We start from the raw sequence: 24,053 nt of genomic DNA on the forward strand, positions 1-24,053 counted from the left end.
AGAATCGAACCGTGAACATCGTCGTCGGGGTTACGGGTGGCATCGCCGCATACAAGACAGTGCACCTGGTGCGTCTGCTGACGAAGGCCGGACACGAGGTGACCGTCGTTCCGACCGAGGACGCCCTGCGATTCGTCGGCACCCCGACGTGGGAGGCTCTGAGCCGGCATCCGGTCACGACGAGCGTGCATGACGACGTCGCGCGGGTGCGTCATGTCGCACTGGGCCAGAACGCCGACCTGGTGATCGTCGCCCCCGCGACCGCGAACTCGATCGCGAAGATCACCGCGGGCATCGCGGACGATCTGCTCGGCACCACGCTGCTCGCGACCGAGGCTCCGGTGCTCATCGCGCCGGCCATGCACGCCGAGATGTGGCGCAACGCCGCCACGCAGGCGAACATCGCGACCCTGAGGTCGCGCGGAGTGCATCTGGTCGGCCCGTCCGACGGCGAGCTCGCCGGGGGCGACAGCGGGCCCGGCCGCATGTCGGAGCCGGAGCAGATCTTCGAGGCGGCCGTCGCGCTCCTCGCGCCGCGTGACCTCGGCGGGCTGGGTGTGGTCGTGTCCGCGGGCGGCACCAGGGAGCCGATCGATCCCGTGCGCTTCCTCGGCAACCGGTCGAGCGGCCGGCAGGGCATCGCGCTCGCGGTTGACGCCGCAGCCCGCGGCGCGAACGTCACGCTGGTCGCCGCCAACATCTCAGCGGATGTGCTGGCCGATGCCCGGCATCCGTCTATCAGGGTCGTCCCGGTCGGGACCGCGGCCGAGCTCGCCGACGCGATGAAGGATGCCGCCAGGGCTGCCGACATCGTCATCATGGCCGCCGCGGTCGCCGACTACCGCCCCGCGACGGTGTCGGAGCACAAGCTCACGAAGGAGCAGGGCGTTCTCACGCACCTCGACCTGGTCGAGAACGAGGACGTGGTCGCCGCGCTCGCGGTATCCCGCGCCGACGGCCGTGCGCCGCAGGGGCAGACCATCGTCGCCTTCGCGGCCGAGACGTCGGAGGACGCGGACGAACGTCGCGAGCGCGCTCGCCGCAAGCGCGAGCGCAAGGGCGTCGACCTGCTCGCGGTGAACCTCGCGAACGCCGAACACGGCTTCGAGAAGCGCGACAACGCGGTCGAGATCGTCGGGGCGGGAGGTGAGGTCGTGGCATCCGCCGCGGGATCGAAGCGCGAGGTCGCCCGCGTGATCCTGGATGCCGCGCGCAGAATGCGCTAAACTTGAGTCACATCCACTCAACTTTGTGGATGCCGACCCGAAGGAGTCTCCCCAGGAGGAACACATGCCAAGCCCGCAGAGCAGTGCCCAGAACGATGACCAGCAGTCCGCCCTCCAGCAGTTCGGTATCAATCTGACCGACCGTGCCCGACAGGGCAAGCTCGACCCCGTGATCGGGCGAGACAGCGAGATCCGTCGAGTCAGCCAGGTGCTCACCCGTCGCACGAAGAACAACCCCGTGCTGATCGGCGAGCCCGGCGTCGGCAAGACGGCCGTCGTCGAGGGGCTCGCCCAGCGCATCGTGGCGGGTGACGTCGCCGAGTCGCTCAAGGACAAGGAGCTCGTGTCGCTCGACATCTCGGCCCTCGTCGCCGGGGCGATGTACCGCGGCCAGTTCGAGGAGCGGCTGAAGAGCGTCCTCAAGGAGATCACCGAATCCGACGGGCAGATCATCACCTTCATCGACGAGCTGCACGTGCTCATGGGCGCGGGCGGCGGCGAAGGCTCGGTCGCGGCGTCGAACATGCTCAAGCCGATGCTGGCCAGGGGCGAGCTGCGGCTGATCGGCGCGACGACTCTCAACGAGTATCGGGAGTTCATCGAGAAGGACGCCGCTCTCGAGCGTCGCTTCCAGCAGGTCTACGTCGGTGAGCCCACGGTCGAGGACACCATCGCGATCCTCCGGGGGCTCAAGGGCCGCTACGAAGCGCATCACGGGGTGACGATCGCCGACAGCGCGCTGGTCGCCGCCGCTGCACTGTCGAACCGGTACCTGCCGGCCAGGCAGCTTCCCGACAAGGCGATCGACCTGATCGACGAGTCGATGTCGCGGCTCAAGATGGAGATCGATTCGTCTCCGGTCGAGATCGACCAGCTGAAGCGTCAGGTCGACCGCATGAAGCTCGAAGAGCTGGCGCTCAAGCGCGAGAAGGACGCCGCGTCGAAAGAGCGGCTCGCGGCCCTCCGCGAGCAGCTCGTGGGCATGGAGGCGCAGCTCGCCGAGCTCGAAGCCCGCTGGGCGCGCGAGCGCCAGGGCCTCAACCGTGTCGGCGACCTGAAGAAGCAGCTCGACGATGCGATCACCCAGCGCGACCTCGCGATGCGGGAGGCCGACTACACGCGCGCCTCGAAGCTCGAGTACGAGACGATCAAGCGCCTCGAACGCGACATCGCCGAGGCCGAGCAGGCCGAGGCGACGGTGTCGACCGAGGGTCGCATGGTCAACGAGCAGGTCACCGACGAGGACATCGCCGCCGTGATCGCCGCATGGACCGGCATCCCCGTCGGGCGACTGCTGCAGGGTGAGAGCGAGCGACTGCTGCACCTCGAATCCGAGCTCGGCAAGCGCCTGATCGGACAGAAGGATGCCGTGAAGGCCGTCTCCGATGCCGTACGGCGCTCGCGTGCGGGCATCAGCGACCCCGGTCGCCCGACCGGATCGTTCCTGTTCCTCGGCCCGACCGGTGTCGGAAAGACCGAGCTGGCGAAGGCCCTGGCCGACTTCCTGTTCGACGACGAGCGCGCCATGGTGCGCATCGACATGTCGGAGTACGGCGAGAAGCACTCCGTCTCCCGGCTCGTCGGAGCCCCTCCCGGGTACGTGGGCTATGAGCAGGGCGGTCAGCTGACCGAGGCCGTGCGACGGCGTCCCTACAGCGTCGTGCTGCTCGACGAGGTCGAGAAGGCGCACCCCGAGGTCTTCGACGTGCTGCTGCAGGTTCTCGACGACGGCCGACTGACCGACGGACAGGGCCGCACGGTCGACTTCTCGAACGTCATCCTGATCCTCACCTCGAACCTCGGTTCGCCGATCCTCATCGATCCGACGCTGTCGCCCGATGAGAAGCGCGAGCAGGTGATGGCGCTCGTGCACCAGGCGTTCCGGCCCGAGTTCCTCAACCGTCTCGACGACATCGTGATGTTCTCCGCGCTCAGTCAGGACGACCTGGCGCAGATCGTCGAGCTGTCGATCGACCAGCTGCACGACCGCCTGCGCGATCGGCGACTCACTCTGGCGGTCACCCCCGACGCACGGTCGTGGCTCGCCGAGCGCGGCTACGACCCGATGTTCGGCGCCCGGCCGCTGCGGCGTCTCATCCAGACCGAGGTGCAGAACAAGCTGGCCACGGCGCTGCTCTCGGGCGGAGTGCACGACGGCGACCTGGTCAGGGTCGACGTCGCGGTCGACGGCAGCGGGCTCATGCTCACGTCGACGTCACCCGAACCCGAGCCCGATCTCGGATCCGACGACGACGATGTGATCGACGCCGAGCTGCTCGACGAGTAGGACCCGGCCATGTGGCTCGGTCACGCCCGGGCATGACAAGAGGGGCGGATGCCATGGCATCCGCCCCTCTTGTGTGTCGCCCGTGGGCGATGCGTCAGGCGCTGAGGATGACGGTCTCGTCGATCGGGCGACGCACGCGCGGGGCGGTCTCGCCCTGCTGGAGTCCTTCAGGAAGACCGGCGGCGTCACCGAGCTCACCGACAGCGATGACGGTGAGGGCGGAGAATCGCGGCGACAGGTCGGCGAACTCGCGGATGACCTCGGGGTCGAAGCCGCTCATCTGGTGCACGAGAAGACCCTCGTGGTGGGCCTGCACCGAGAAGTGCGCGACGGCCTGGCCGAGGTCGTAGACCGCGTGGCTGATCGCCTTGCCCTCTTCGGACTCGGTCTCGGCGATCGCGACGACGAGCGCCGAGGCCTTCGAGGCCCAGAGCTGGTTGAACTCGACCAGCGAGTCGACGACCTGGTCGAACAGTGCGGTGCCGCGGCGAGCGACGATGAACCGCCACGGCTGCAGGTTGTAGGCCGACGGCGACCAGCGTGCGGCCTCGAGGGCGGCGTTCAGCTTGGCGTCGTCGATCGTGGTCTCGGCGTCGTAGGCGCGGGGGCTCCAGCGGCCGGCGAGGACGTCGAGGACGGGGTGCTCGGTGGGGGCGGTGCGGTCGATCACGGGAGTGCTCACGGAAGTGCCTTTCGAAAAGGAGTCGATCGGACTCCTTCGTCCGGGTACGAGGGTCTCAACAGATGTATGTGAACGCATATTCCCGATGACGCGAGATGACGTCGGGGGACGATCCGCGCTCAGTCCAGCAGGTTGCGGGATGCGGCGGAGGCGAGAGCTCGCCGCACCGCACGGATCGACGGCGCTGCGGCCGATACCCGACGAGCGGAGGAGAAGATCTCCCGACGTGGCTCATCGGGCAGCGGCGTGAGCGCGACGGTCGGTGCCTCGCCGGCCCACACGAGCTCGGGAAGGAGTCCGACGGCGAGACCGGCGCGGATCAGACGCACGTGCGCCGTGAGATCGGCGACCTCGAAGCGCACGTCGGGCTCGAAGCCGGCGGTGCGGCACAGCTGCTCGGCCCAGGCTCGCGACGCCGTGCCTGCGGGTTCGAGCACCCACGGCGCATCCCTGGTCGACCAGAGCGCGGCGACGGCGTCCTCGGCATCCCGGGTCCCCGGCTTCCTGGCCAGCGTGATGGAGTCGTGCACGAGCACCACGCGATCGAGATCGGCGTGGATCGGGCGGGTGCGACCGGGGTACTGCTCGGCGAGGATCAGGTCGAAGTCGCGGCTCGAGACGCCGACGAGCCCGGTCTCGGGATCGCTCTCGGTGACCTCCACGCGCAGGGCCGGATGCTGCTCGCGCAGCGCGTTGAGCGCCCCGGGGAGCAGGGAGTGCGCCGTCGATTGGAAGACCGCGATGTGCACGGTGCCGGTCACCTCGGTGAGCGACTCGGCGACCGCCACCTCGGCGTGTTCGAGCTGATCGAGGATGCCGATCGCCTCGGCCACGAGCACGGTGCCCTGCGGGGTGAACTGCACGCCGCGCCCCACCCGGCGGAGCAGCGGGACGCCGACGTCTCGTTCGAGGGCGCTGAGCTGCTGCGACACTGAAGCCTTGCTGTACGAGAGCGCATCGGCGACGGCCGAGAGCGTGCCGCGACGAGACAGTTCGACCAGCATCCGCAGTCGGTTGACGTCGAGCATCCTGAGCCTTTCGGAGTCGTCCCCATCGTTCACTCCGGCTGAACAGAATGGTCCCGAATCGGTTGATAGACGTAGCCTACCGGCGAGGCTGACAATGATCGAGCCGCACACGTCCCCGGGTGTGCGATCCCCCTGGAAGGCTCACCCCGATGACTGTCGTCGCCGACACCACCACCCCCGACACCACGCCGAGCACCGACGAGGTCGCCGCCCTCGTGCAGCGTTGGCTCACCGAGAGCGAGACGCACCCCGTCGAACCCGCAGCGCAGCGTCTCTCCGAGGTTCTCAAGGACCCGAACGGACTCGCCTTCACGGTCGGCTTCGTCGACGGCGTGATGCGCCCGGAAGACCTCAGTGTCGCCGGCCGCGCTCTCGCCGACCTCTCGGACATCACGCCCTCGCTGCTGCCCGGCTACCTCCGCGCCGCGATCAAGACCGGCGGCTTCTGGGCGCCGAAGCTGCCGGGCGTCGTCGTGCCGATCTCGCGCCGCGTGCTGCGCGCGATGGTCGGGCACCTCGTGCTCGATGCGACGCCGTCGAAGCTCGGCCCGGCGATCGCGAAGCTGCGCAAGAGCGGCAACCGCCTGAATCTCAACCTCCTCGGCGAGGCGGTGCTCGGCGAGCGTGAGGCCGGCCGCCGCCTGCAGGGCACCTACGACTTCCTCGCCCGCAAGGACGTGGACTACGTGTCGATCAAGGTGTCGAGCGTCGTCAGCCAGCTGTCGATGTGGTCGTTCGACGAGGCTGTGGCCGACGTCGTCGAGAAGCTCACCCCCCTGTACGAGCTCGCCGCGACCTCGGAGGCCGCCGGCAAGACCAAGTTCATCAATCTCGACATGGAGGAGTTCCGCGACCTCGACCTGACGATCGCGGCGTTCACCAGCATCCTCGACCAGCCCGGGCTCGAGAAGCTCGAGGCCGGGATCGTGCTGCAGGCCTACCTGCCCGATGCGCTCGGCGCGATGCAGCATCTCCAGGAGTGGGCCTCGGCTCGCCGCGCGAAGGGCGGTGCGCCGATCAAGGTGCGCGTCGTCAAGGGCGCGAACCTCGCCATGGAGCACGTCGACTCGGCGGTGCACGGCTGGCCGCTCGCCACCTACGGCACCAAGCAGGATTCCGACACGAACTACAAGCGGGTGCTCGACTGGTCGATGACGCCCGATCGACTGGATGCCGTGCGCATCGGTGTCGCGGGACACAACCTCTTCGACATCGCCTACACCTGGCTGCTGGCGCAGGCCCGCGGGGTGACGGATGCCGTCGAGTACGAGATGCTCCTCGGCATGGCGACGGGTCAGGCCGAGGCCGTCCGCAAGGACGTCGGTCAGCTGCTGCTCTACACGCCCGTGGTGAACCCGGCCGAGTTCGACGTGGCCATCGCGTACCTCGTGCGCCGCCTCGAGGAGAACGCGAGCCCGGAGAACTTCATGTCGGCCGTGTTCGAGCTGGCATCCGACCCCGCACTGCTCACTCGCGAGCGTGAGCGCTTCGAGCGCTCCCTGGCCGGTCTCGAGGCCGACCGCTCCGTGCCCTCGTCGAACCGCGTGCAGGACCGTGCGGCCGAGGCCGCCGCGGGTGCCGGCGGTGAGGTGACCACCGGTTTCGAGAACCAGTCCGACAGCGACCCGGCGATCGCCGCGAACCGCACCTGGGGTCGCGAGATCCTGGCGCGGTCGGTGGAGTCGACACTGGGTCTCGACTCGATCGCTCTCGCCAAGGTCGAGACGACCGACGAGCTCGACGGCGTCTTCGCCGCCGCATCCGCCGCCGCCGTGCGGTGGGCCGCACTGCCGGCCGCCGAGCGTGCGGCCGTGCTGCACCGCGCGGGCGACGAGCTCACCGCCCGTCGCGGTCAGCTCATCGAGATCATGGCCCACGAGGCGGGCAAGACCATCGCCGAGGCCGACCCGGAGGTCTCGGAGGCGATCGACTTCGCGCACTACTACGCCGAGCGTGCCCTCGACCTCGAGAACGTCTCGGGTGCGGAGTTCGTCCCGTCGAAGGTCACCGTCGTGACGCCGCCGTGGAACTTCCCGGTCGCGATCCCCGCCGGTGGAGTGCTCGCCGGCCTCGCCTCGGGCTCCGGTGTGATCATCAAGCCCGCCAAGCTCACGCAGCGCTGCGGCGCGGTCATGGTCGAGGCGCTGTGGGCGGCCGGTGTGCCGCGTGACCTGCTCGCCCTCGTCGATCTCGCGAACCGCGATCTCGGCACGCGCCTCGTCGCCAGCCCCGAGGTCGACCGGGTCATCCTCACCGGTGCCTACGAGACGGCGCAGCTGTTCCGCTCGTTCCGCTCCGACCTGCCGCTGCTCGCCGAGACCAGCGGCAAGAACGCGATCATCGTGACGCCGTCGGCCGACCTCGACCTCGCGGCCGCCGACGTCGCCCGCAGCGCGTTCGGCCACGCGGGGCAGAAGTGCTCGGCGGCATCGCTCGCGATCCTCGTGGGCTCGGTCGCCGACTCGCAGCGCTTCGAGCGTCAGCTGGTCGACGCCGTCACCTCGATGCGCGTCGGCCTGCCCGACGACCCGGCGACCCAGATGGGACCGATCATCGAGCCGGCGAACGGCAAGCTGCTCACCGCGCTGACGACTCTCGAAAAGGGCGAGCGCTGGCTCGTCGAGCCGAAGAAGCTCGACGACGAGGGGCGTCAGTGGACTCCCGGCGTCAAGATCGGCGTCGCTCCGGGCTCGACCACGCACCTGACGGAGTTCTTCGGACCCGTGCTCGGCATCATGCGCGCGAAGGACCTCGACGAGGCGATCCGTCTGCAGAACGCCGTCGACTACGGCCTCACCGCCGGCATCCACTCGCTCGACTCCGATGAGGTCGCCACCTGGCTCGACCGGGTCGAGGCCGGCAACCTCTACGTCAACCGCGGCATCACCGGCGCGATCGTGCAGCGTCAGCCGTTCGGCGGCTGGAAGCGCTCCGCGGTCGGTGCCGGCGCGAAGGCCGGTGGCCCGAACTACCTGTTCGGCCTCGGAGAGTGGGCCCCGGCCGAACTTCCCGCCGCAGCGCCCGGCGCCGCCGTGAACTCGGCCGTCGAGGCCGTGCTCGCCGCTGCGGGTGCAGACCTCGGCGCCGTCGAGATCGAGTGGCTGCATCGCGCCGCCGCGTCCGACGAGCGTGCCTGGGTCGACGAGTTCGGCGCCGTGAGCGACAAGTCCGGTCTCGGTGTCGAGCGCAACGTGTTCCGGTACCGCCCGGTCGCCGTCGACGTGCGCATCGCCGAGGCGGCGTCGCTCGCCGACGGCATCCGCGTGATCGCCGCTGCGCTGCGCAGCGGCAGCCCGTTCACGGTGTCGGCATCCGCTCTGCCGTCTCGCGTCGAGAAGGCGCTGCGCGCGCAGGGCGTGACTCCGAAGATCGAGAACGACGCCGCCTGGGTCAAGCGCTACGCGAAGGCCGCGGCGAAGGCCGAGCACACCTGGCAGCGCGTGCGCCTGGTGGGCGGCGATGCGTCGGCCCTGTTCGAGGCCCTCGGCGGCACGCCTGATGTCGCCGTCTGGTCGCACGCCGTGACGGGTGCGGGTCGCGTCGAGATGCTGCCGTTCCTGCACGAGCAGGCCGTCTCGATCACGAACCACCGGTTCGGCAACCCGACGACCCTGTCAGAGGGCCTGATCTGATCCCGGACTGTGACCGTCTGAACGACGAGGCCCCACCCTGCAGACGTCTGCGGGGTGGGGCCTCGTCGATGGAGGGATGTCCGAGCGACCTCAGCCGCGCAGCGCCTCGCCGAGCTTGACCCGCGACCCCATGCGCAGCAGCGAGTTCTCGTAGATCTTCGCGCCGATCATGATCGCCGCGACGCAGCTGGCGAGCAGGATCACGAGGCTGAGCAGCGGCTCCCACCACTGCGCCTCGCCGACGAACAGCCGCATCGGCATCCCGACCGGAGCCGAGAACGGCACGTACGACATGATCGTCAGCACCAGCGGGTTGTCGTTGAAGAAGATGACCAGGATGTACGGCGCCATGATCAGCATCGTGATCGGGGTGGTGGTCGAGCCGATGTCCTCCTGACGCGAGACCATCGATGCGGCAGCGGCGAACAGAGCCGCCAGCAGGATGAAGCCGAAGAGGAAGAACACGGCGAACCAGATGATCGGGGCGCCGAGGGTCGACAGCACCTCGCGTTGACCCGTCGCTATGAGACCGATGGTGGCGACCGCGGCGAGGGCGAGGATCTGACCCATCGCGAGGATCGTGTTGCCGATCACCTTGCCCGCCAGCAGCGTGCGGGCCGAGATGGTCGACAGCAGGATCTCGACCACGCGGGTCTGCTTCTCCTCCACGACGCTCTGCGCGATGGTGCCGCCGAAGGTCGCCGCCGCACCCATGAAGACGACTCCGAACGCGATCGCGATGAAGTACCGCAGCAGCGGGTTCGTCGTCGCCGGTTCGAGGATCTCGATGTCGGGTGCCTGCGACAGCGCCGACACGAGGCTGGTCGGTGCGTCCTTGAGAGCGATGATCGTCACCCCGGTCGGTCCGTCGCCGGGGAGCACCGCGGCGTCGACCTCCTCCGATCGCACGAGCTCTTCGGCCGCGGCCTGGTCGGCGACCTCGGTGATCTCGACCGCGGGGAGAGCCGACACCTCGGATGCCGTCTCGGAGGTCACTGCGACGGGCATCGCATCGGTGTTCTTGCTCGCGAAGCCCCCGATCACGATGCCGGCGAGGGCGAGCAGCAGCAGGATTCCGGTGGAGATCAGGAACGCCTTGCTGCGCAGCTTCGACCCGATCTCCCGCTCGGCGACGAGCCAGATCATCGATGCCTGCGAGGGCGAGCCTGCAGACCCGGTGGTGTTCGAGGTGCTCACTGGATGACCTCCTTGAAGATCTGGGCGAGGGACGGATGCTTGGGGGCGAAGCTCGCGACGTCTCCGCGTTCGACGGCGGTGCGCAGCACGCGCTGCGCGGTGTCGGCGTCTTCGGCGTCGAACAGGGCGTAGCCGCCCTCGAAATCGATCACGGTCACGCCGGGCTCGGCGCGCAGCCAGCCGGCATCCCCGGCGGAGACCAGCTCGTAGCGGTCGCCCGCGTGCTGAGCGCGCAGCCCGTCGCGCGAGCCGGCCGCGCGGATCGTGCCGCCGGCGAGGATCACCAGGTCGTCGCAGAGCCGCTCGACCACATCGAGCTGGTGCGAGGAGAACAGGATCGACGCGCCCTTGGCGGCGCTCGCCTGGAGCACCGACGCGACGACGTCGACCGCGAGCGGGTCGAGGCCCGAGAACGGCTCGTCGAGGATGAGCACCTCGGGGTCGTGCACGAGGGCGGCGGCGATCTGCGCGCGCTGCTGGTTGCCGAGCGACAGCGACTCGATCGTGTCTCCCAGGCGCTCGCCGAGTCCCAGCTCGGTGAGCAGCGCGGTCGCGCGCGACTCGGCATCCGCCTTGCTGAAGCCGTGCAGACGGGCGAGGTAGACGATCTGCTCGAGCACCTTCATCTTCGGGTAGAGGCCGCGCTCTTCGGGCATGTAGCCGAAGTGGCGCCGGTCGGTGCTCGACAGCGGCCGACCGTCGAGTGCGACGGTGCCCCCGTCGGAGCCGAGCAGCCCGAGGACGATGCGCATGGTCGTGGTCTTGCCGGCGCCGTTGCCGCCGACGAACCCGGTGAGGCGCCCCGGCGCCACCTCGAATGAGACGTCGTCGAGCACGCGCCGAGAGCCGTAGCTCTTGGTGATGCCGGTGAGTACGAGCTTTCCTGTGGTCATGCCTTCACGCTATGGCGCGGTGCGGGACCGCGGCATCCCCCACGTGGCGGATCTGCGGGTGGAGTTGCGCAGCGCGGGAGGCGACGGTGGTCCGCCGCGCGGGGGAGAGCCCGCGTCAACGCAGGAAGAGCACCGAGAGGATCCGGAGCGCGAACGGGGCCATGGTCACGACGAACATGACGCCGACGATGATCCCGACGATCAGCCAGGGGCTGCGTCGCCGGAGGCGCTGGCCGGGCAGGGCGACGCCCGGCGGCGGGGGAGTGAGCAGCCCTGCGGGCGCAGCGAACGGCAGGGCGGGAGCTCCCGGATAAGGGCCAGGATGCTGCCCTGGAATCTGCCCTGGACCCTGCAGTGCTGCCGGGGATCCCGGATGCTGCGTGAGCCGCAGCCGGTCATCGCGCCAGCGCGCCCACTGGTCGAGCTTCGTGAGAAGCGCCCCGACGGCTCCGAACAGCCACGCCCAGGTGGCCGGGTCGAGGGTCGAGACATCGCGTCGTGCATAGAGGAACAGCCAGTCGTCGACGATCTCGACGTCGAGCTGCGCGGCGTGGTCGATGAAGCGCGCCATCACATCGGGGGTGAACAGGTACAGCGCATCGACCTCATAGCCCGTCGGGCAGTAGAGCGAGAAGTAGCGGTCGAAGTCGCCCTCGAGCGAGAGGCGCTGGTCGCTTCTGAAGGCGCCAGCGAGCGTGCTGCCGAGCGTGTTGTTGCCGAGCGCGTCGAGCACGATGTTCGGCAGGGGCACGTCGAGTTTGACCGCGACGTATCCCCAGCGATGCGTCGTCGACTGCTTGCCGTTGCTGGTCGTGTACTGGTAGTTGCCGAACTCGACGAAACGCGGCTCCACGCCGCGCAGCACGTCGGTCGACATCCGACTCGAGCCCGACGAGAAGATCATGCCGGGCAGGGGCGGCTCGTCGATGCGGTCGAGATAGCTCATGGCGTTGGCCCGGGCGAATCGCGCGAGGCGGAAGCGAGTGATGTTGCGCAGGCGGATGCTGCGGCGCACGAGCATCACGACGCCGACGACGATGCCGGCGAGAAGCATGAGCCCGATGAGCGCGGCGACGGCGACCCCCGCCTCCTGACCGACCGCATAGCCGAGGCCGAGGATCATGATCCCGAAGATGGGAACGACGCAGAGCAGCGCGAATCCGACGCCGACCCAGGCGATGATCCGTGCGGCCGACGTGGGGTGAGCGGTGCGCTGGGCGCGTGCGAACGCGTCGACCTCGGCGGAATTCACCGGATCGAGCAGGGCGCGGGCGTCGAAGGACCCGGCGGGAGCACCGGCCGACGGCACAGGAGCAGGCGTGGGAACTGTCACGCGTCCACGGTAGCCGAGCGCCTTCTCCGCAGCGTCAGCGACGGCCGGCGTGCAGAGCGGTGCGCACGAGGAGTCCGGCCACGAGAGCCCAGAATGCGGCGCTGACGCCCAGCACCGCGATGCCGGATGCCGCCACCAGGAAGGTCACCACGGCGGGGATGCGCTCGCCGGGGTCGTCCATCGCCTGCTGCACCGACGACCCGAAGGCGGCGAACAGCGCGAGCCCCGCGACAGCCGGGATGACTGCGTCGGGAGCGAGCAGCACCAGTGCGGCGAACGCTGCCGAGAAGCCGCCGAGCACGAGGTACGAGACGCCGGTCGAGACACCGGCGACCCACCGGCGCCGTGGGTCGGGATCGGCGTCGGGTGAAGCGGCGAGGGCCGCGCTGATCGCCGCGAGGTTGATCGCATGGCCGCCTGCCGTCGCGCCGATCGCGGTGCCGACACCCGTGACGAGCATCGCCGGACGCCAGGGGACCTCGTAGCCGAAGCTGCGCATGATGGCGATGCCCGGCACGTTCTGCGAGGCCATCGTCACGATGAACAGCGGCAGCGCCACCCCGACCAGAGCGCCGACCGTGAACGTGGGGGCGGTCAGCTCGATCCGGGGGACGAGGAGTCCGGCATCCACTGCCGTGCTCTCCTGCACCAACGAGACGGCCACCACGACTGCTGCCGCGACGAAGGCGAGCGGCACGGCCCACCGCGGCGCGAGACGCGCGAAGACCAACCACGTGATCACCACGGGAACCACGCCCCACGGATTCGCCACGAGTCCGGTGATCGGTGCGAGGCAGAGGGGCAGGAGCACTCCGGCGAGCATGGCCTGCGCGATGGACGGAGGGATGCGGGCGATCAGGGTGCCGAGAGCGGGCCACAGCGCCGTGAGCAGGATGAGCGCGGCCGTGACGAGGAACGCGCCGACCGCTGCCGACCATCCGCCGTCGACTGCTCCGGTGGCGGCGAGGAGGGCGGCGCCGGGAGTCGACCAGGCGACGGTGATCGGCATCCGATATCGCCAGGCGAGGACGACGCAGGCGAGCCCCATCGTGAGGCTGACCGCGAGCAGCCCGCTGGCGGCCTGCTCGGGGGTCGCTCCGACGGCGCTGAGGCCCGTGAGCACCACGGCGAACGAGCTCGTGAACCCGACCAGCGCGGTGACCACCCCGGCCAGGATCGGTCGGGAGAGGGGCGCGGCGGTCGGCATGCGTCAGAGGCTATCGCGTGTCGAGGTCACGCCAATCCCATCCGGTGCGCGAGGACGACGGCCTGCACGCGGTCGCGCGCGCCGAGCTTCTGCAGGATGCGCGACACGTGCGTCTTCACCGTCGCCTCTCCGATGAACAGGGCGCTCGCGATCTCGGCGTTGCTGCGCGCATCGGCCAGCAGCACGAGCACCTCCGCCTCACGGTCGGTGAGCGGGTCGGCGAGCACGGTCGCTGCGACCTGCGACGGCGCGGAGGGGGATGCCGAGGCGGATGCCGGTGCGGATGCCGTCGTGAACCGAGCCAGTACGCGTCGTGTGACCTCGGGCGCCAGCATCCCGTCGCCCGCGGCGAGGGCCCGCACCGCGGCGATGAGATCCTCGGCGCCGGCGTTCTTGAGCAGGAAGCCACTCGCACCCGCGTCCAGCGCCTGGTAGAGGTAGTCGTCGCGATCGAACGTCGTGACGATCGCGATGGCCGCTCCGACCGCCGGGTCGGCGACGATCCGCCGAGTGGCCTCGATGCCGTCCATGTCGGGCATCTGCACGTCCATCGTGATGACGTCGGGGCGCAGAGCGGATGCCTGCGCCACGGCGTCGGCGCCGGTCGCCGCCTCGCCGACCACCGTGATGTCGGGTTGCGTGTCGAGGATCGTCCGGAATCCGGCTCGCAGCATCGCGTGATCGTCGACGAGCAGGACGCGGATGGGTGCGTCGGACCCGCTCATGAGGAGACACCCGTCTCGATCGGCGACGCGGCCTGCGCGCCGCCGGCGCCGGTCAGCGGAACTCGAGCCCGCACCCGCAGACCTCCCGCCGCGCGAGGAGCGACGTCGAGCGTGCCACCGGATGCCGCGGCGCGCTCGCGCATGCCCAGCTGACCGAGTCCGGGGCGGAGCACGGCCACGGCGCGACCGGTGTTGACGATCTCGACCTCGACCCCGTCATCGTCGTAGCGCACGCGCACATCGGCGGTCGCGCCGACGCCGGCATGACGCCGAGCATTCGTGAGCGACTCCTGGGTGATGCGATACAGGTTCACGGACACGACCGAGGGCACGGGCCTCGGGGTGCCGATCACCGCATAGTCGGTGGGCAGTCCCGCCTCCGACGACGCGTCGACCAACGAGCGGATGTCGTCGAGCGTCACGGTCGACGCGGCATCCGCCGTCTCGCCGCCGGGTGTGCGAAGCGTCTCGAGCAACTGCCGCAGCTCGTGGATCGCATCGCGCGCGGAGTCCTCGATGCCGCTGAGGATGCTCGTGGTCTTCGCAGGGTCCTGATCGATCACGAGACGAGCGGCGCCCGCCTGCACGCCCATGACCGACACGTGATGGGCGACCACGTCATGCAGCTCTCGGGCGATGCGCACGCGGTCGAGGGCGACGGCCTGCGCCGCGGTCACCTCGCGCTCCTGCTCGAGTTCGGCCGTGCGCTGCTCGAGCACCGCGCGTTCGCGTGCGGCGTGCCAGGAGCGCTCGCCGAAGTAGTAGGCGCCGCCGAAGTACAGCACGTTCAGCAGCAGCTGGATGAGCATGAACGCGAGGTACGGAGACAGGAGTCCCGCCGCGACCTCGGCCTTCGCCGCCTCTTCGATGGCTTCGCGGTACATCGTGATGATCAGCCAGACGAACATGCCGAGGATGATGCCGACGCGCACGATCATCGCGGCCCGGCGGTTGTTCATCCAGGCGCCGACCGTATAGAGCGACACGAACATGGCGATGTTGCCGACATAGATCTCGGGCACCTGGAACGAGATGGCGAGGAAGTATGCCAGCGACACGGCGATCGCGACCGGGGCCGGCCAGCGCCGACGCACCGCCAGCGGTGCGGTGACCGCGACCGCGTAGACGAGAGCCGTCCACGGTTCTGCCCGGGTGTCGCCGTAGATGTCGGCCACGGTCGAGAGAGCGGCGCTGAGGACGGCGCCCACGAACATGACCGCCGCGAGCACGAGGTCGCTGCGCTGCTCGCGGACGCTGGGGATGCGGGTGAACGGCGCTGCAGACATCCTCTTACCGTAGAGCCGGGGCGGATGCGGCGGCATCCCCCGCACGGGGGATCGTGGCGGGGCCGTGGTGACGTGCAGACACGCGATCCTGCGAGAATCGAGCGTGACCTCGACTCCGCACACCGCGAAGCCCCGCCTCGCCCCGCTCTACCTCGCCGGATTCACCACCGCTTTCGGGGCCCACGGCATCGCGGCGGCGCTGGGCGCGGAGACCGAGGACATCGGGTGGACGCTGCTCGCGTTCGGGCTCACCCTCGCGCTCTACGACCTCGCCGAGGTGCTGCTCAAGCCGCTGTTCGGCGCGCTGAGCGACCGGGTGGGCGTGCGCCCTGTCATCATCGGCGGCCTCCTCGCGTTCTCGGCGTTCTCGGTCGTCGGCGCCGTGGTTCCCGGCATGCTCGGACTCGTCATCGGTCGATTCGGGCAGGGTGCGGCGGCATCAGCCTTCTCGCCGTCGTCGTCGGCTGCCGTCGCCCGGCTCACCGACGATGCCACCCGCGGGAAGTACTTCGGTCGCTACGGCTCGTGGAAGAGTCTCGGCTACGCGCTCGGTCCGCTGATCGGCGCCGTGCTCGTGGTCTGGGGCGGCCTGCCCGCGCTGTTCTGGGCACTCGCCGTGCTCGGTCTCGGCGCTGCACTGTGGGTCGCTGCAGCGGTGCCACGGGTCGCCGTGCTGCCCCGCAAGCGAGTCACGCTCGTCGATCTCGGTCGAGAGCTGATCGCGCCCGGATTCCTCGTCCCGACCCTGGTGCTGGCGGCGACGACCGGCGCCCTGGCGGTCGCCGTCGGATTCCTCCCGCTGCTCGGGCGGCAGGCCGGGCTCGACACCGTCTGGAGCATGGCCATCGTGACCGTGCTCGCGATCGCGTCGAGCGTGGCTCAGCCGTTCGTGGGCGCCGCGCATGACCGCGGGCGCATCTCGGTGCGCACAGGCGCCGTCGGCGGCCTGGCGCTGATCGCGGCCGGCATCGCGCTCGCCGCGGTCACGCAGACTCCGGCCGCGCTCGTCGTCACCGCGCTGCTGGTCGGCATCGGCGTCGGGGTCGCGACGCCGATCGCGTTCTCGCACCTGGCCGCATCGACCCCGCCGGAGCGGATGGGCCGCACGATGGGCAGCGCCGAACTCGGACGCGAGCTGGGAGATGCGGGTGGTCCTCTCGTGGCGGGCGCCGTGGCGACGGCATCCGTCCCCGGCGTCGGTCTCGCGGCGGTGGCCGCGCTCACGGCCGGAGCCGGAGTGCTCGCACTGGTGGGATTGCGGCGGGACCGCAGAAGCTCTTGACGCGTCACTTGTATTTTGCAAGTGTTGGCGCATGAGCCTCTTCATCACCTGCCCCGTCGAGAGCGTCGACCGGGCCACCGCGTTCTACACCGCTCTCGGCTGGACCCTCAACGCCGAGATGTCCGATCACAATGTGTCGTGCTTCATGATCGCGCCCGAGCAGTACGTGATGCTCGGCAGCCGCGAGATGTATGCGAGCGTCGGCGGCACGGAAGACGTGATCGGCGGCCCTGACACCCCCTCGAAGGTCACTGTCTCGTTCGACCTCGACAGTCGTGAGGCGGTCGACGAGCTCGTCGACCGCGCGGCTGCCGCCGGCGGTCGGATCGGCGACACCGACGACTACCCCTTCATGTATCAGCGCCAGTTCGACGATCCGGACGGCTATCACTACTCGCCGTTCTGGATGAAGCCGGACGCCGATCCGGGCGCGTGAGCGACCTCGCCGCAGCCCTCGACGTCGTCGGTGCCCGCTGGGCCCTGCTCATCATCGAGAAGCTGCTCGACGGGCCGCAGAGATACGGCGATCTGCAGCGTGAGCTCGGAGCTCCGACGAACATCCTCGCGACACGTCTGCGCGAGCTCGAAGCGGCCGGAGTGCTGCGGCGACTGCCCCTGCGGCACAACACGCGCGCCTATGCCCTCACCGAGCGAGGCGTCGCATTGCGGGAGGCGATCGAGGCTCTCGGCCGCTGGGGCGCGGAGGTGCCGGCACCCGCCGAGCAGAACGAGCGCATACTGTGAACATCGCCGCCCTCTCGTGCGAAGGAGCACTCTGATGACCGGACGCATTCTGATCGACCTCTTCATGACCCTCGACGGCGTCGCACAAGGGCCGGGCGGCATCGACGAGGATCCGTCCGGAGGCTTCGAGTTCAGCGGTTGGCAGGCAGGGTATCCGTCGTCGGGGATGGGGCCCCAGGTGCAGCGGGGGATGCAGGGACTCGATGCGCTGCTGCTCGGGCGCCGCACGTACGACATCTTCGCCGCGTATTGGCCGCATCACACCGACGGTCCGTCGGGGGAGATCGGCAGGCTCTTCGATCGGGTCCCGAAGTATGTGGCGACACGGGATGCCGACCTCGATCTGTCATGGAAGGGCAGCGAGCGCGTCGGAGACGACCTCGCCGCGGAGATCGCCGCGATGCGCGAGCGGCACGACGAGGTGCACGTGATCGGCAGCATCGATCTCGCGCACTCGCTGCTGGCCGAGGGGCTGTTCGACGAGCTCAACCTATGGGTCTATCCGATCCTTCTGGGCACGGGCAAGAAGGTCTTCGACGACGGCGCTGAGCCGGCGGTGCTGCGGCTGCTCGAGGCGCCGGTCGCCGACGACAGCGGAGTGCTGCTGCTGCGCTACGGGCGGACGGATCGGGTGCCCGAGGTCGGCACCTTCGAGGACTGAAACGGTATATCGCCCGCTTCTTCCCTCCTGCGTGGCGATCCGATAGCTTCAACTCAACGCGGCCGGAACGGCCGCGGTTCCGAGGTCCAGCGCAGGGTCCCGTTCACGGCGTGCTCGACTTCCGTCGGAGGGTGGAGCTATGGCGCAACGACGCGCTCTGATTCATGCAGTTCTGGGTGGGGTGGCGGCGATCGCACTCGCACTCGGGGGAGCGACCGCAGCGGGAGCTGTGGAGGACGATCCGACGATCGATCCCGGGGCGACCACAGGCGAGGTGATCGCGACGACCGACGACATCGCAGCCGACCCGCTCGATCTCGACGCCGACCCGCTCGAGGGCGACGCCGCCTCGCTCGAGGGTGCCGCCGCCGATGCAACACTCAGTGACGCCGCACCCGCGCCGGCGGTCGTCGAGGACGCGCCTGCACTCGCACCTGCGCCAGCACTCGCCCCTGCACTGATGCCGCCTCCGGCACTGATCCCGCCACCGCCACCGGCGCCTCAGGGCACCGGAACGATCAGCGGCACCGTGACACGCGAAGACAACGGGGCTCCGATCTCCGGCGTGAGCGTGTCGGTGAGCGGGCGCGCGTGGGTGACACCGACGGCCCTCACGGACGAGAACGGCGACTACACCCTTCGTGGACTCGCGGACGACTCCTACGTCGTGTCGTTCTGGGCCGGAGGCGGGACGGACCTCATGCGCGAGCACTGGGATGGAGTCACAGATTCCTCGGCCGCCACTCCTGTCGTCATCGCCGGCGGTGCGTCGGTCGCCGACATCGACGCGTCGCTGAGCACCGGCGGCGCCATCGAGGGCATCGTCACCCGGGCGCAGGACGGCTCAGCGGTCGCGGGCGCCACTGTCTCGGCACTCTCGGACAACAACGAGATCGTCGCATCGACCCAGGCCGACGCGTCCGGCGAGTACCACCTCGGCGGTCTTCCTGGCGGCTCCTACCGCCTGTATTTCGGGTCGCCTGACCCCGACCTGGCGTGGGAGTTCTGGGACGACGCATACGGCTGGGACGCCGCGACGCTCATCACGATCGTCGAGAAGCAGACGATGACGAATGTGGATGCCGCACTCGAACGCGTCGGTTACATCAGCGGCACCGTGACGAAGACCGCCGACGGTTCTCCCGTCAACGCTTCTGTCACGGTCAGCGGCATCGACCGAGACATGCGGTTCGCATTCGTCGGCAGTGACGGCAGTTTTCGCGTCGCCGTCGCGCCGGGGACCTACCTGGTGAGTTTCGACGCCTTCGATTCCGGCCTGCTCGACGAGTATTGGGACGACGCCGCCGTCCCCGAGGACGCCACCTCTGTGGTGGTCGCGGCCGGCGACGACGTCACGGGTGTCGACGCACAGCTCGATGCAGCGGCGACCATCGCCGGCACGGTCACGATGGCGAGCTCGGAAGACCGGGAGATGCTCGTCGAAGCGTGGGACGGCAGCGAACGTGTCGGGTATGTGATCGCCGATCGGCAGACCGGGGCGTACACCCTCAACATCCCTGCCGGGACGTACATCCTCAAGGCATCTGCGATCTTCTACAACGACAGCCCGACGAGGGCGAAGCCGCAGTTCTACGACGGCGTCGAGACGGCGGATCTCGCGACCCCCGTCACGGCGATCGCCTCCACGACAGTGGGCGGCATCGACTTCACTCTCGTGCCGATCACTGAACCGGAACCCGAACCCGAGCCCGAACCGGAGCCCGAGCTGACTGTCTCGATCGCGTCCACCCGCGCCGGCGGTGACATCGACGTCTCGGGTACCGGGTTCACTCCTGGCGCGACGATCGCGTTCGAGTTGCGCTCGAGTCCGGTGGCTCTGGGAACCCTGACCGCCGACGCGAACGGCGCGCTCACCGGTACTTTCCGTATTCCCGCGAACACGCCTCCGGGAGCGCACACGCTCGTGGCGCTGAACGCGCAGTCGGAGGTGGTGGCGAGCGTCGCTCTGCAGGTGACCCAGGCACCGGCCCCCGAAGCACCGATCGCGGCGGTTCCGACCACGACGGCAGCGGGTGCGGGCGCGGTCGCGGCTCGTGGCGACACGCTGGCGAACACCGGTGCCGATGTGCCCGCGTTCGCGTCGATGATGGCGGCCGGCCTGCTGTTCGCCGGCCTGTTGCTCGTGCGTCGTCGGCGCGTGCGCAGCTGACGGCGTTGGCGACGAGGACCCGGTGACTTCTGCGGAAGGGGCCGGGTTCTCACTGTCCGGCTCAGCGGGCGCCGAGCACCCGCTCGATCACCCTCGCCACCCCGTCGTCGTCGTTCGAGGTGGTCGTCTCATCCGCGGCGTCCTGCACGACGTCCGTCGCGCCGGCCATCGCCACACCGTGGCCGGCCCAGCGCAGCATCTCGACGTCGTTGAGGGCGTCGCCGAAAGCGATCACATCGCGGCGGTCGATCTCGAGGTGCTCGCAGAGGCGCGCGAGCCCGGTGGCTTTGGTCACGCCCTCGGCCATGACCTCGACGAACGGGGCGCCTGAGAGCGTCGCCTCGAAACCGGTCAGCCCGAGGTCGCGCAGCGCGTCGAACAACGCCGTCGGGGCGAGTTCTGGGTGCCGGATCACGAGCTTGAGGCTGGGTGCGGCCAGCACATGATCGAGCTCGACGCCGCCCATCGTGCGTGGATCGCGCTTGTGGTCGGCGAGATCGGCGATCTCGGCATAGCCGTGCTGCGCGACGAACGTCTCGCCGCCCTCACGCACGCTCGCGAACAGCAGTCCGGGGATGCTGGCGCGCAGCGCCTCGGCCAGGGTGCGGATCGTCTCTGCCGGAAGCTCTTCCGCGAACAGCATCCGTCCATCGACGAGATGCGTCGCGTAGGCGCCGTTGCTGCACAGCGCCCAGCCGTCGAAGCCCGCGCCGTCCGCGAGCGCGCGTAGACCGATCGGCTGGCGAGCGGTCACCGGGACGACGTGGATGCCACGGGCGCGCGCCGCGTCGAGGGCCGCGCGGGTGCGCCGCGTGACCGATGCCGAGGAGTCGAGCAGTGTCCCGTCGAGATCGGTCGCGATCAGGCGGACGGTCACAGTCTCAGGAGAAGATCATCGGCAGGTCGTCGTCTTCCTCGGCCCCGCCGAGGTCGAACTCGACGACCACGGGAACGTGGTCACTGGGCTGCTCGCCCTTGCGCTCTTCGCGGTGGATCGACGCTCCGGTGACCGCCTCGGCGAGTGTCTTCGAGCCGAGGATGAAGTCGATGCGGATGCCCTCGTTGCGAGGGAACTTCAGACGCTGGTAGTCCCAGTAGGTATAGCCCTCGGGAAGCAGTGGGCGGACGACATCGGTCAGGCCCGCGTCGGCGAGAGCGAAGAAGGCCTGACGCTCCTGCGGCGAGACGTGCGTCGAGACGCCCTCGACGATGTCGGGGTCGCCGTTGTCGGCGTCGAACGGGATGATGTTGAAGTCGCCCACCAGAGCGAGCGGCAGTTCGGGGTTCGCCGAGAGCTCTGCCGCCGTGGACTTCTTCAGCTCCTCGAGCCAGTGCAGCTTGTAGGCGTAGTGCGGGTCGTCGAGCGAGCGGCCGTTCGGCACGTACAGGCTCCACACGCGCACACCGTCGACGAGCACGCCGAGCGCACGTGCTTCGAGCGGTGCATCCGGTCCCTCGTGTCCTTTGGCGAAGCCCGGCATGCCGTCGAAAGACGTGCGGACGTCGGTGATCGGCAGGCGGCTGGCGATCGCGACGCCGTTCCATTGATTCAGGCCGTGGACCTCGACGTGGTAGCCGGCTTCTTCGAACGGCCCGTAAGGGAACTGCTCGGGTTTGCACTTGATCTCCTGCATCGCCAGCACGTCGATGTCCTCTCGGACGGCGAACTCGACGGTGCGGGTGACACGGGTGCGGATGGAGTTGACGTTCCAGGTGGCCAAGCGCATGCGTCAAGCCTAGGCCCTGCCTCCTACACTGGATGCCGTGACCGCACTCGACGCAGACCGCCAGACCCTTCTCGACCTGATCAAGGACGAGGCGGTGTTCCACGGAGACTTCACGCTCTCGAGCGGCAAGAAGGCGACGTACTACGTCGACATGCGCAAGCTCACCCTCGACCACCGCGCGGCACCGGCGATCGGTCGCATCATGCTCGACCTCATCGGCGACCTCGACGTCGTGGCGGTCGGCGGCCTGACCCTCGGCGCCGACCCCATCGCGAACGCGGTGCTGCACGCCTCGGTCGCCGCCGACAAGCCGCTCGACGCGTTCGTCGTGCGCAAGGAGCCGAAGGACCACGGCCGCGGTCGCCAGATCGAGGGTGCAGACGTCGCCGGCAAGCGCGTCGTCGTGCTCGAAGACACCTCGACCACCGGGCAGTCCGCGCTCAAGGCCGTCGAGGCGCTGCGCAAGGAAGGGGCCGAGATCGTCGCCGTCGCCGTGATCGTCGACCGCAAGACGGGCGCCCAGGCCGCGATCGAAGCCGAGGGCCTCGAATGGCGTGCCGCCTTCGACCTCGACGACCTCGGACTCGACCCCCAGTGACCCGCTACGCGCTGGCCGTCGACGTCGGCGGCACGAAGATGGAGGCCGCGGTCGTGGACGAGCACGGTGTGCTCGTCGGCGGCAGCCGCTCGCGACAGGCGACCGGGCGCCAGGCGACGCTCGAGTCGCTGAACGACGCGGTGATCTCGATCGTGACCCACGCTCTGGCCGCTGTGCCGGCGGATGCCGACCTCGTGGGCGCCGGTGCCGGAAGCGCCGGACCCATCGACCGTGCCGCCGGAGCGATCATGCCGGTGAATATGCCGCTCGCGCGGGGCTTCGGTCTTGCGGAGTCGGTGCGCTCGGCGGCATCCGCTGCGCTCGGCCGCGAGGTTCCGACCGTCCTCGGCCATGACGGTGGCGCGCTCGCCCTCGCGGAATCCTGGCTCGGTGCCACGCAGGATGCCGGTGCCTCGCTGTCGATCGTCGTCTCGACCGGCGTCGGCGGAGGGTTCGTCGTCAACGGCGCGTACATTCCCGGAGCCACCGGCAACGCCGGGCATCTCGGACAGGTGCGTCGCGAAGGCGGGCTCACCCTCGAGGAGATCGCCTCGGGGCCCGCGAGCGCCGCCTGGGCTCAGCAACAGGGCTGGACCGGAGCCACCGGCGAGGACCTGGCTCGGGATGCCGCCGCGGGTGACGCCGTCGCCCGCGCGGCCATCGAGCGGTCGGCGAAGGCGGTCGGAGAAGCGCTCGCGGATGCCGCGACCCTCGTCGACCTCGACATGGTCGCGATCGGCGGCGGGTTCTCTCGCGTGTCCGCCGACTACATCGACCTCGTGCAGCAGGCGCTCACGGCCAGTGCCGCGCACGAGTACTCGCGGCGTACCCGGGTCGTGCGCTCGGGACTCGGCGACGAGGGGCCGCTCATCGGCGCCGCGGCGCTCGTCCTACGCTGACCTGCCGGTCACCGGGGAATCAGCGCCCCGCGACGATCAGGTGACGCTGCGGCCCTTCGAGTCGGGCCACCGCGACCTTGAGTTCGGTGACGTCGGCGGCGACTCCGTCGATGCGTGCCGTGAGTTTCTCTTCGACTCCGTCGATGCGTGCCGTGAGCCTCTGTTCGACTCCGTCGATGCGTGCGGTGAGTTTCTCTTCGACGCCGTCGATGCGTGCCGTGAGTTTCTCTTCGACTCCGTCGATGCGTGCCGTGAGCCTCTGTTCCACTCCGCCGATACGCACACCGAGCGACGTCTCGACCCCGACGAGATCGGTGCGGAGGGAGTCGGATCGGCGGATGCACCAGGCGAAGCCGGCGAACATGGTGCCGCCCAGAGCCAGCAGCAGGCCGACGGCGCTGATGACGATCGTGATGATCTCGGCGGACACGAACATGCTCCCATTCTGGGGGTGGCGGGTGGGGTCTCGCAGAATG

Annotated in this window: 21 protein-coding genes; 10 read left to right on the forward strand and 11 right to left on the reverse strand. The window is 69.5% G+C overall.

Going from position 1 to position 24,053, the window contains the following annotated elements:
• Window positions 1–11: 11 nt before the first annotated feature.
• Both coaBC and ACZZZF_RS12735 read left to right on the forward strand, forming a co-directional pair.
• Window positions 12–1,226, forward strand: coding sequence for a bifunctional phosphopantothenoylcysteine decarboxylase/phosphopantothenate--cysteine ligase CoaBC (coaBC, locus tag ACZZZF_RS12730; protein ID WP_463498632.1), 1,215 nt, complete (start codon window positions 12–14; stop codon window positions 1,224–1,226).
• Between the two features lie 64 nt (window positions 1,227–1,290).
• A complete protein-coding gene (locus ACZZZF_RS12735) occupies window positions 1,291–3,513 on the forward strand; it encodes an ATP-dependent Clp protease ATP-binding subunit (RefSeq protein ID WP_295104815.1) in 2,223 nt (740 codons plus the stop codon).
• Between the two features lie 94 nt (window positions 3,514–3,607).
• Here the strand turns inward: ACZZZF_RS12735 and ACZZZF_RS12740 are convergent, their stop codons facing one another.
• Complete coding sequence (locus ACZZZF_RS12740) at window positions 3,608–4,195, reverse strand: nitroreductase family protein (RefSeq protein ID WP_320489013.1); 588 nt, start codon at window positions 4,193–4,195, stop codon at window positions 3,608–3,610.
• A 119-nt stretch (window positions 4,196–4,314) separates the two neighbouring features.
• Window positions 4,315–5,223: a LysR substrate-binding domain-containing protein gene (locus tag ACZZZF_RS12745; protein ID WP_053098034.1), complete on the reverse strand. Its 909-nt coding sequence runs from the start codon at window positions 5,221–5,223 to the stop codon at window positions 4,315–4,317.
• A 149-nt stretch (window positions 5,224–5,372) separates the two neighbouring features.
• On the opposite strand from ACZZZF_RS12745, the gene ACZZZF_RS12750 reads away from it, so the two are divergent.
• Window positions 5,373–8,855, forward strand: a complete 3,483-nt coding sequence (locus ACZZZF_RS12750) for a bifunctional proline dehydrogenase/L-glutamate gamma-semialdehyde dehydrogenase (RefSeq protein WP_463498635.1) — start codon at window positions 5,373–5,375, stop codon at window positions 8,853–8,855.
• Window positions 8,856–8,945: 90 nt separating this feature from the next.
• Here ACZZZF_RS12750 and ACZZZF_RS12755 read toward each other — a convergent pair whose 3' ends face one another.
• From ACZZZF_RS12755 to ACZZZF_RS12780, 6 genes are all read right to left on the reverse strand, one after another.
• The gene (locus ACZZZF_RS12755) at window positions 8,946–10,001 is read right to left on the reverse strand and encodes an ABC transporter permease (protein ID WP_372984141.1); all 1,056 of its coding nucleotides are present in this window, start codon (window positions 9,999–10,001) and stop codon (window positions 8,946–8,948) included.
• A gap of 47 nt (window positions 10,002–10,048) precedes the next feature.
• The gene (locus tag ACZZZF_RS12760; protein WP_053098032.1) at window positions 10,049–10,945 is read right to left on the reverse strand and encodes an ABC transporter ATP-binding protein; all 897 of its coding nucleotides are present in this window, start codon (window positions 10,943–10,945) and stop codon (window positions 10,049–10,051) included.
• Window positions 10,946–11,060: 115 nt separating this feature from the next.
• Entirely contained in the window at window positions 11,061–12,278 is a 1,218-nt protein-coding gene (locus tag ACZZZF_RS12765) for a hypothetical protein (protein ID WP_463498638.1), read from the reverse strand.
• Window positions 12,279–12,312: 34 nt separating this feature from the next.
• On the reverse strand, window positions 12,313–13,485 hold the full coding sequence (locus ACZZZF_RS12770) for a benzoate/H(+) symporter BenE family transporter (protein WP_463498641.1): 1,173 nt from the start codon (window positions 13,483–13,485) through the stop codon (window positions 12,313–12,315).
• 26 nt (window positions 13,486–13,511) lie between these two features.
• The gene (locus ACZZZF_RS12775; RefSeq protein WP_463498643.1) at window positions 13,512–14,210 is read right to left on the reverse strand and encodes a response regulator; all 699 of its coding nucleotides are present in this window, start codon (window positions 14,208–14,210) and stop codon (window positions 13,512–13,514) included.
• Entirely contained in the window at window positions 14,207–15,496 is a 1,290-nt protein-coding gene (locus tag ACZZZF_RS12780) for a sensor histidine kinase (protein WP_187250614.1), read from the reverse strand. The genes ACZZZF_RS12775 and ACZZZF_RS12780 overlap by 4 nt, the downstream gene beginning before the upstream one ends.
• 103 nt (window positions 15,497–15,599) lie before the next feature.
• Between ACZZZF_RS12780 and ACZZZF_RS12785 the strand changes: the two genes are divergently transcribed.
• From ACZZZF_RS12785 to ACZZZF_RS12805, 5 genes are all read left to right on the forward strand, one after another.
• Window positions 15,600–16,778 (forward strand): MFS transporter, encoded by a 1,179-nt coding sequence (locus tag ACZZZF_RS12785; protein ID WP_230101036.1) that lies wholly within the window; start codon window positions 15,600–15,602, stop codon window positions 16,776–16,778.
• 31 nt (window positions 16,779–16,809) lie between these two features.
• Complete coding sequence (locus ACZZZF_RS12790) at window positions 16,810–17,214, forward strand: VOC family protein (RefSeq protein WP_053098028.1); 405 nt, start codon at window positions 16,810–16,812, stop codon at window positions 17,212–17,214.
• The gene (locus ACZZZF_RS12795) at window positions 17,211–17,522 is read left to right on the forward strand and encodes a winged helix-turn-helix transcriptional regulator (RefSeq protein ID WP_053098027.1); all 312 of its coding nucleotides are present in this window, start codon (window positions 17,211–17,213) and stop codon (window positions 17,520–17,522) included. Before ACZZZF_RS12790 ends, ACZZZF_RS12795 begins: the two co-directional genes overlap by 4 nt.
• Window positions 17,523–17,556: 34 nt before the next feature.
• On the forward strand, window positions 17,557–18,183 hold the full coding sequence (locus ACZZZF_RS12800; RefSeq protein ID WP_187250616.1) for a dihydrofolate reductase family protein: 627 nt from the start codon (window positions 17,557–17,559) through the stop codon (window positions 18,181–18,183).
• Window positions 18,184–18,322: 139 nt separating this feature from the next.
• On the forward strand, window positions 18,323–20,353 hold the full coding sequence (locus ACZZZF_RS12805) for a carboxypeptidase regulatory-like domain-containing protein (protein ID WP_463498645.1): 2,031 nt from the start codon (window positions 18,323–18,325) through the stop codon (window positions 20,351–20,353).
• Between the two features lie 61 nt (window positions 20,354–20,414).
• Here ACZZZF_RS12805 and ACZZZF_RS12810 read toward each other — a convergent pair whose 3' ends face one another.
• A complete protein-coding gene (locus ACZZZF_RS12810; RefSeq protein ID WP_072592024.1) occupies window positions 20,415–21,230 on the reverse strand; it encodes a Cof-type HAD-IIB family hydrolase in 816 nt (271 codons plus the stop codon).
• Between the two features lie 4 nt (window positions 21,231–21,234).
• Window positions 21,235–22,080, reverse strand: a complete 846-nt coding sequence (locus ACZZZF_RS12815) for an exodeoxyribonuclease III (RefSeq protein ID WP_230101040.1) — start codon at window positions 22,078–22,080, stop codon at window positions 21,235–21,237.
• 37 nt (window positions 22,081–22,117) lie between these two features.
• On the opposite strand from ACZZZF_RS12815, the gene pyrE reads away from it, so the two are divergent.
• On the forward strand, window positions 22,118–22,678 hold the full coding sequence (pyrE, locus tag ACZZZF_RS12820) for an orotate phosphoribosyltransferase (RefSeq protein ID WP_072592022.1): 561 nt from the start codon (window positions 22,118–22,120) through the stop codon (window positions 22,676–22,678).
• A complete protein-coding gene (locus ACZZZF_RS12825) occupies window positions 22,675–23,577 on the forward strand; it encodes an ROK family protein (protein ID WP_463498648.1) in 903 nt (300 codons plus the stop codon). The genes pyrE and ACZZZF_RS12825 overlap by 4 nt, the downstream gene beginning before the upstream one ends.
• A gap of 19 nt (window positions 23,578–23,596) precedes the next feature.
• On the opposite strand, the gene ACZZZF_RS12830 is transcribed toward ACZZZF_RS12825, so the two are convergent.
• Complete coding sequence (locus ACZZZF_RS12830; protein WP_463498651.1) at window positions 23,597–24,013, reverse strand: hypothetical protein; 417 nt, start codon at window positions 24,011–24,013, stop codon at window positions 23,597–23,599.
• Window positions 24,014–24,053: the final 40 nt, after the last annotated feature.

The sequence above is a fragment of the Microbacterium sp. AC215 genome (genome assembly GCF_979258645.1).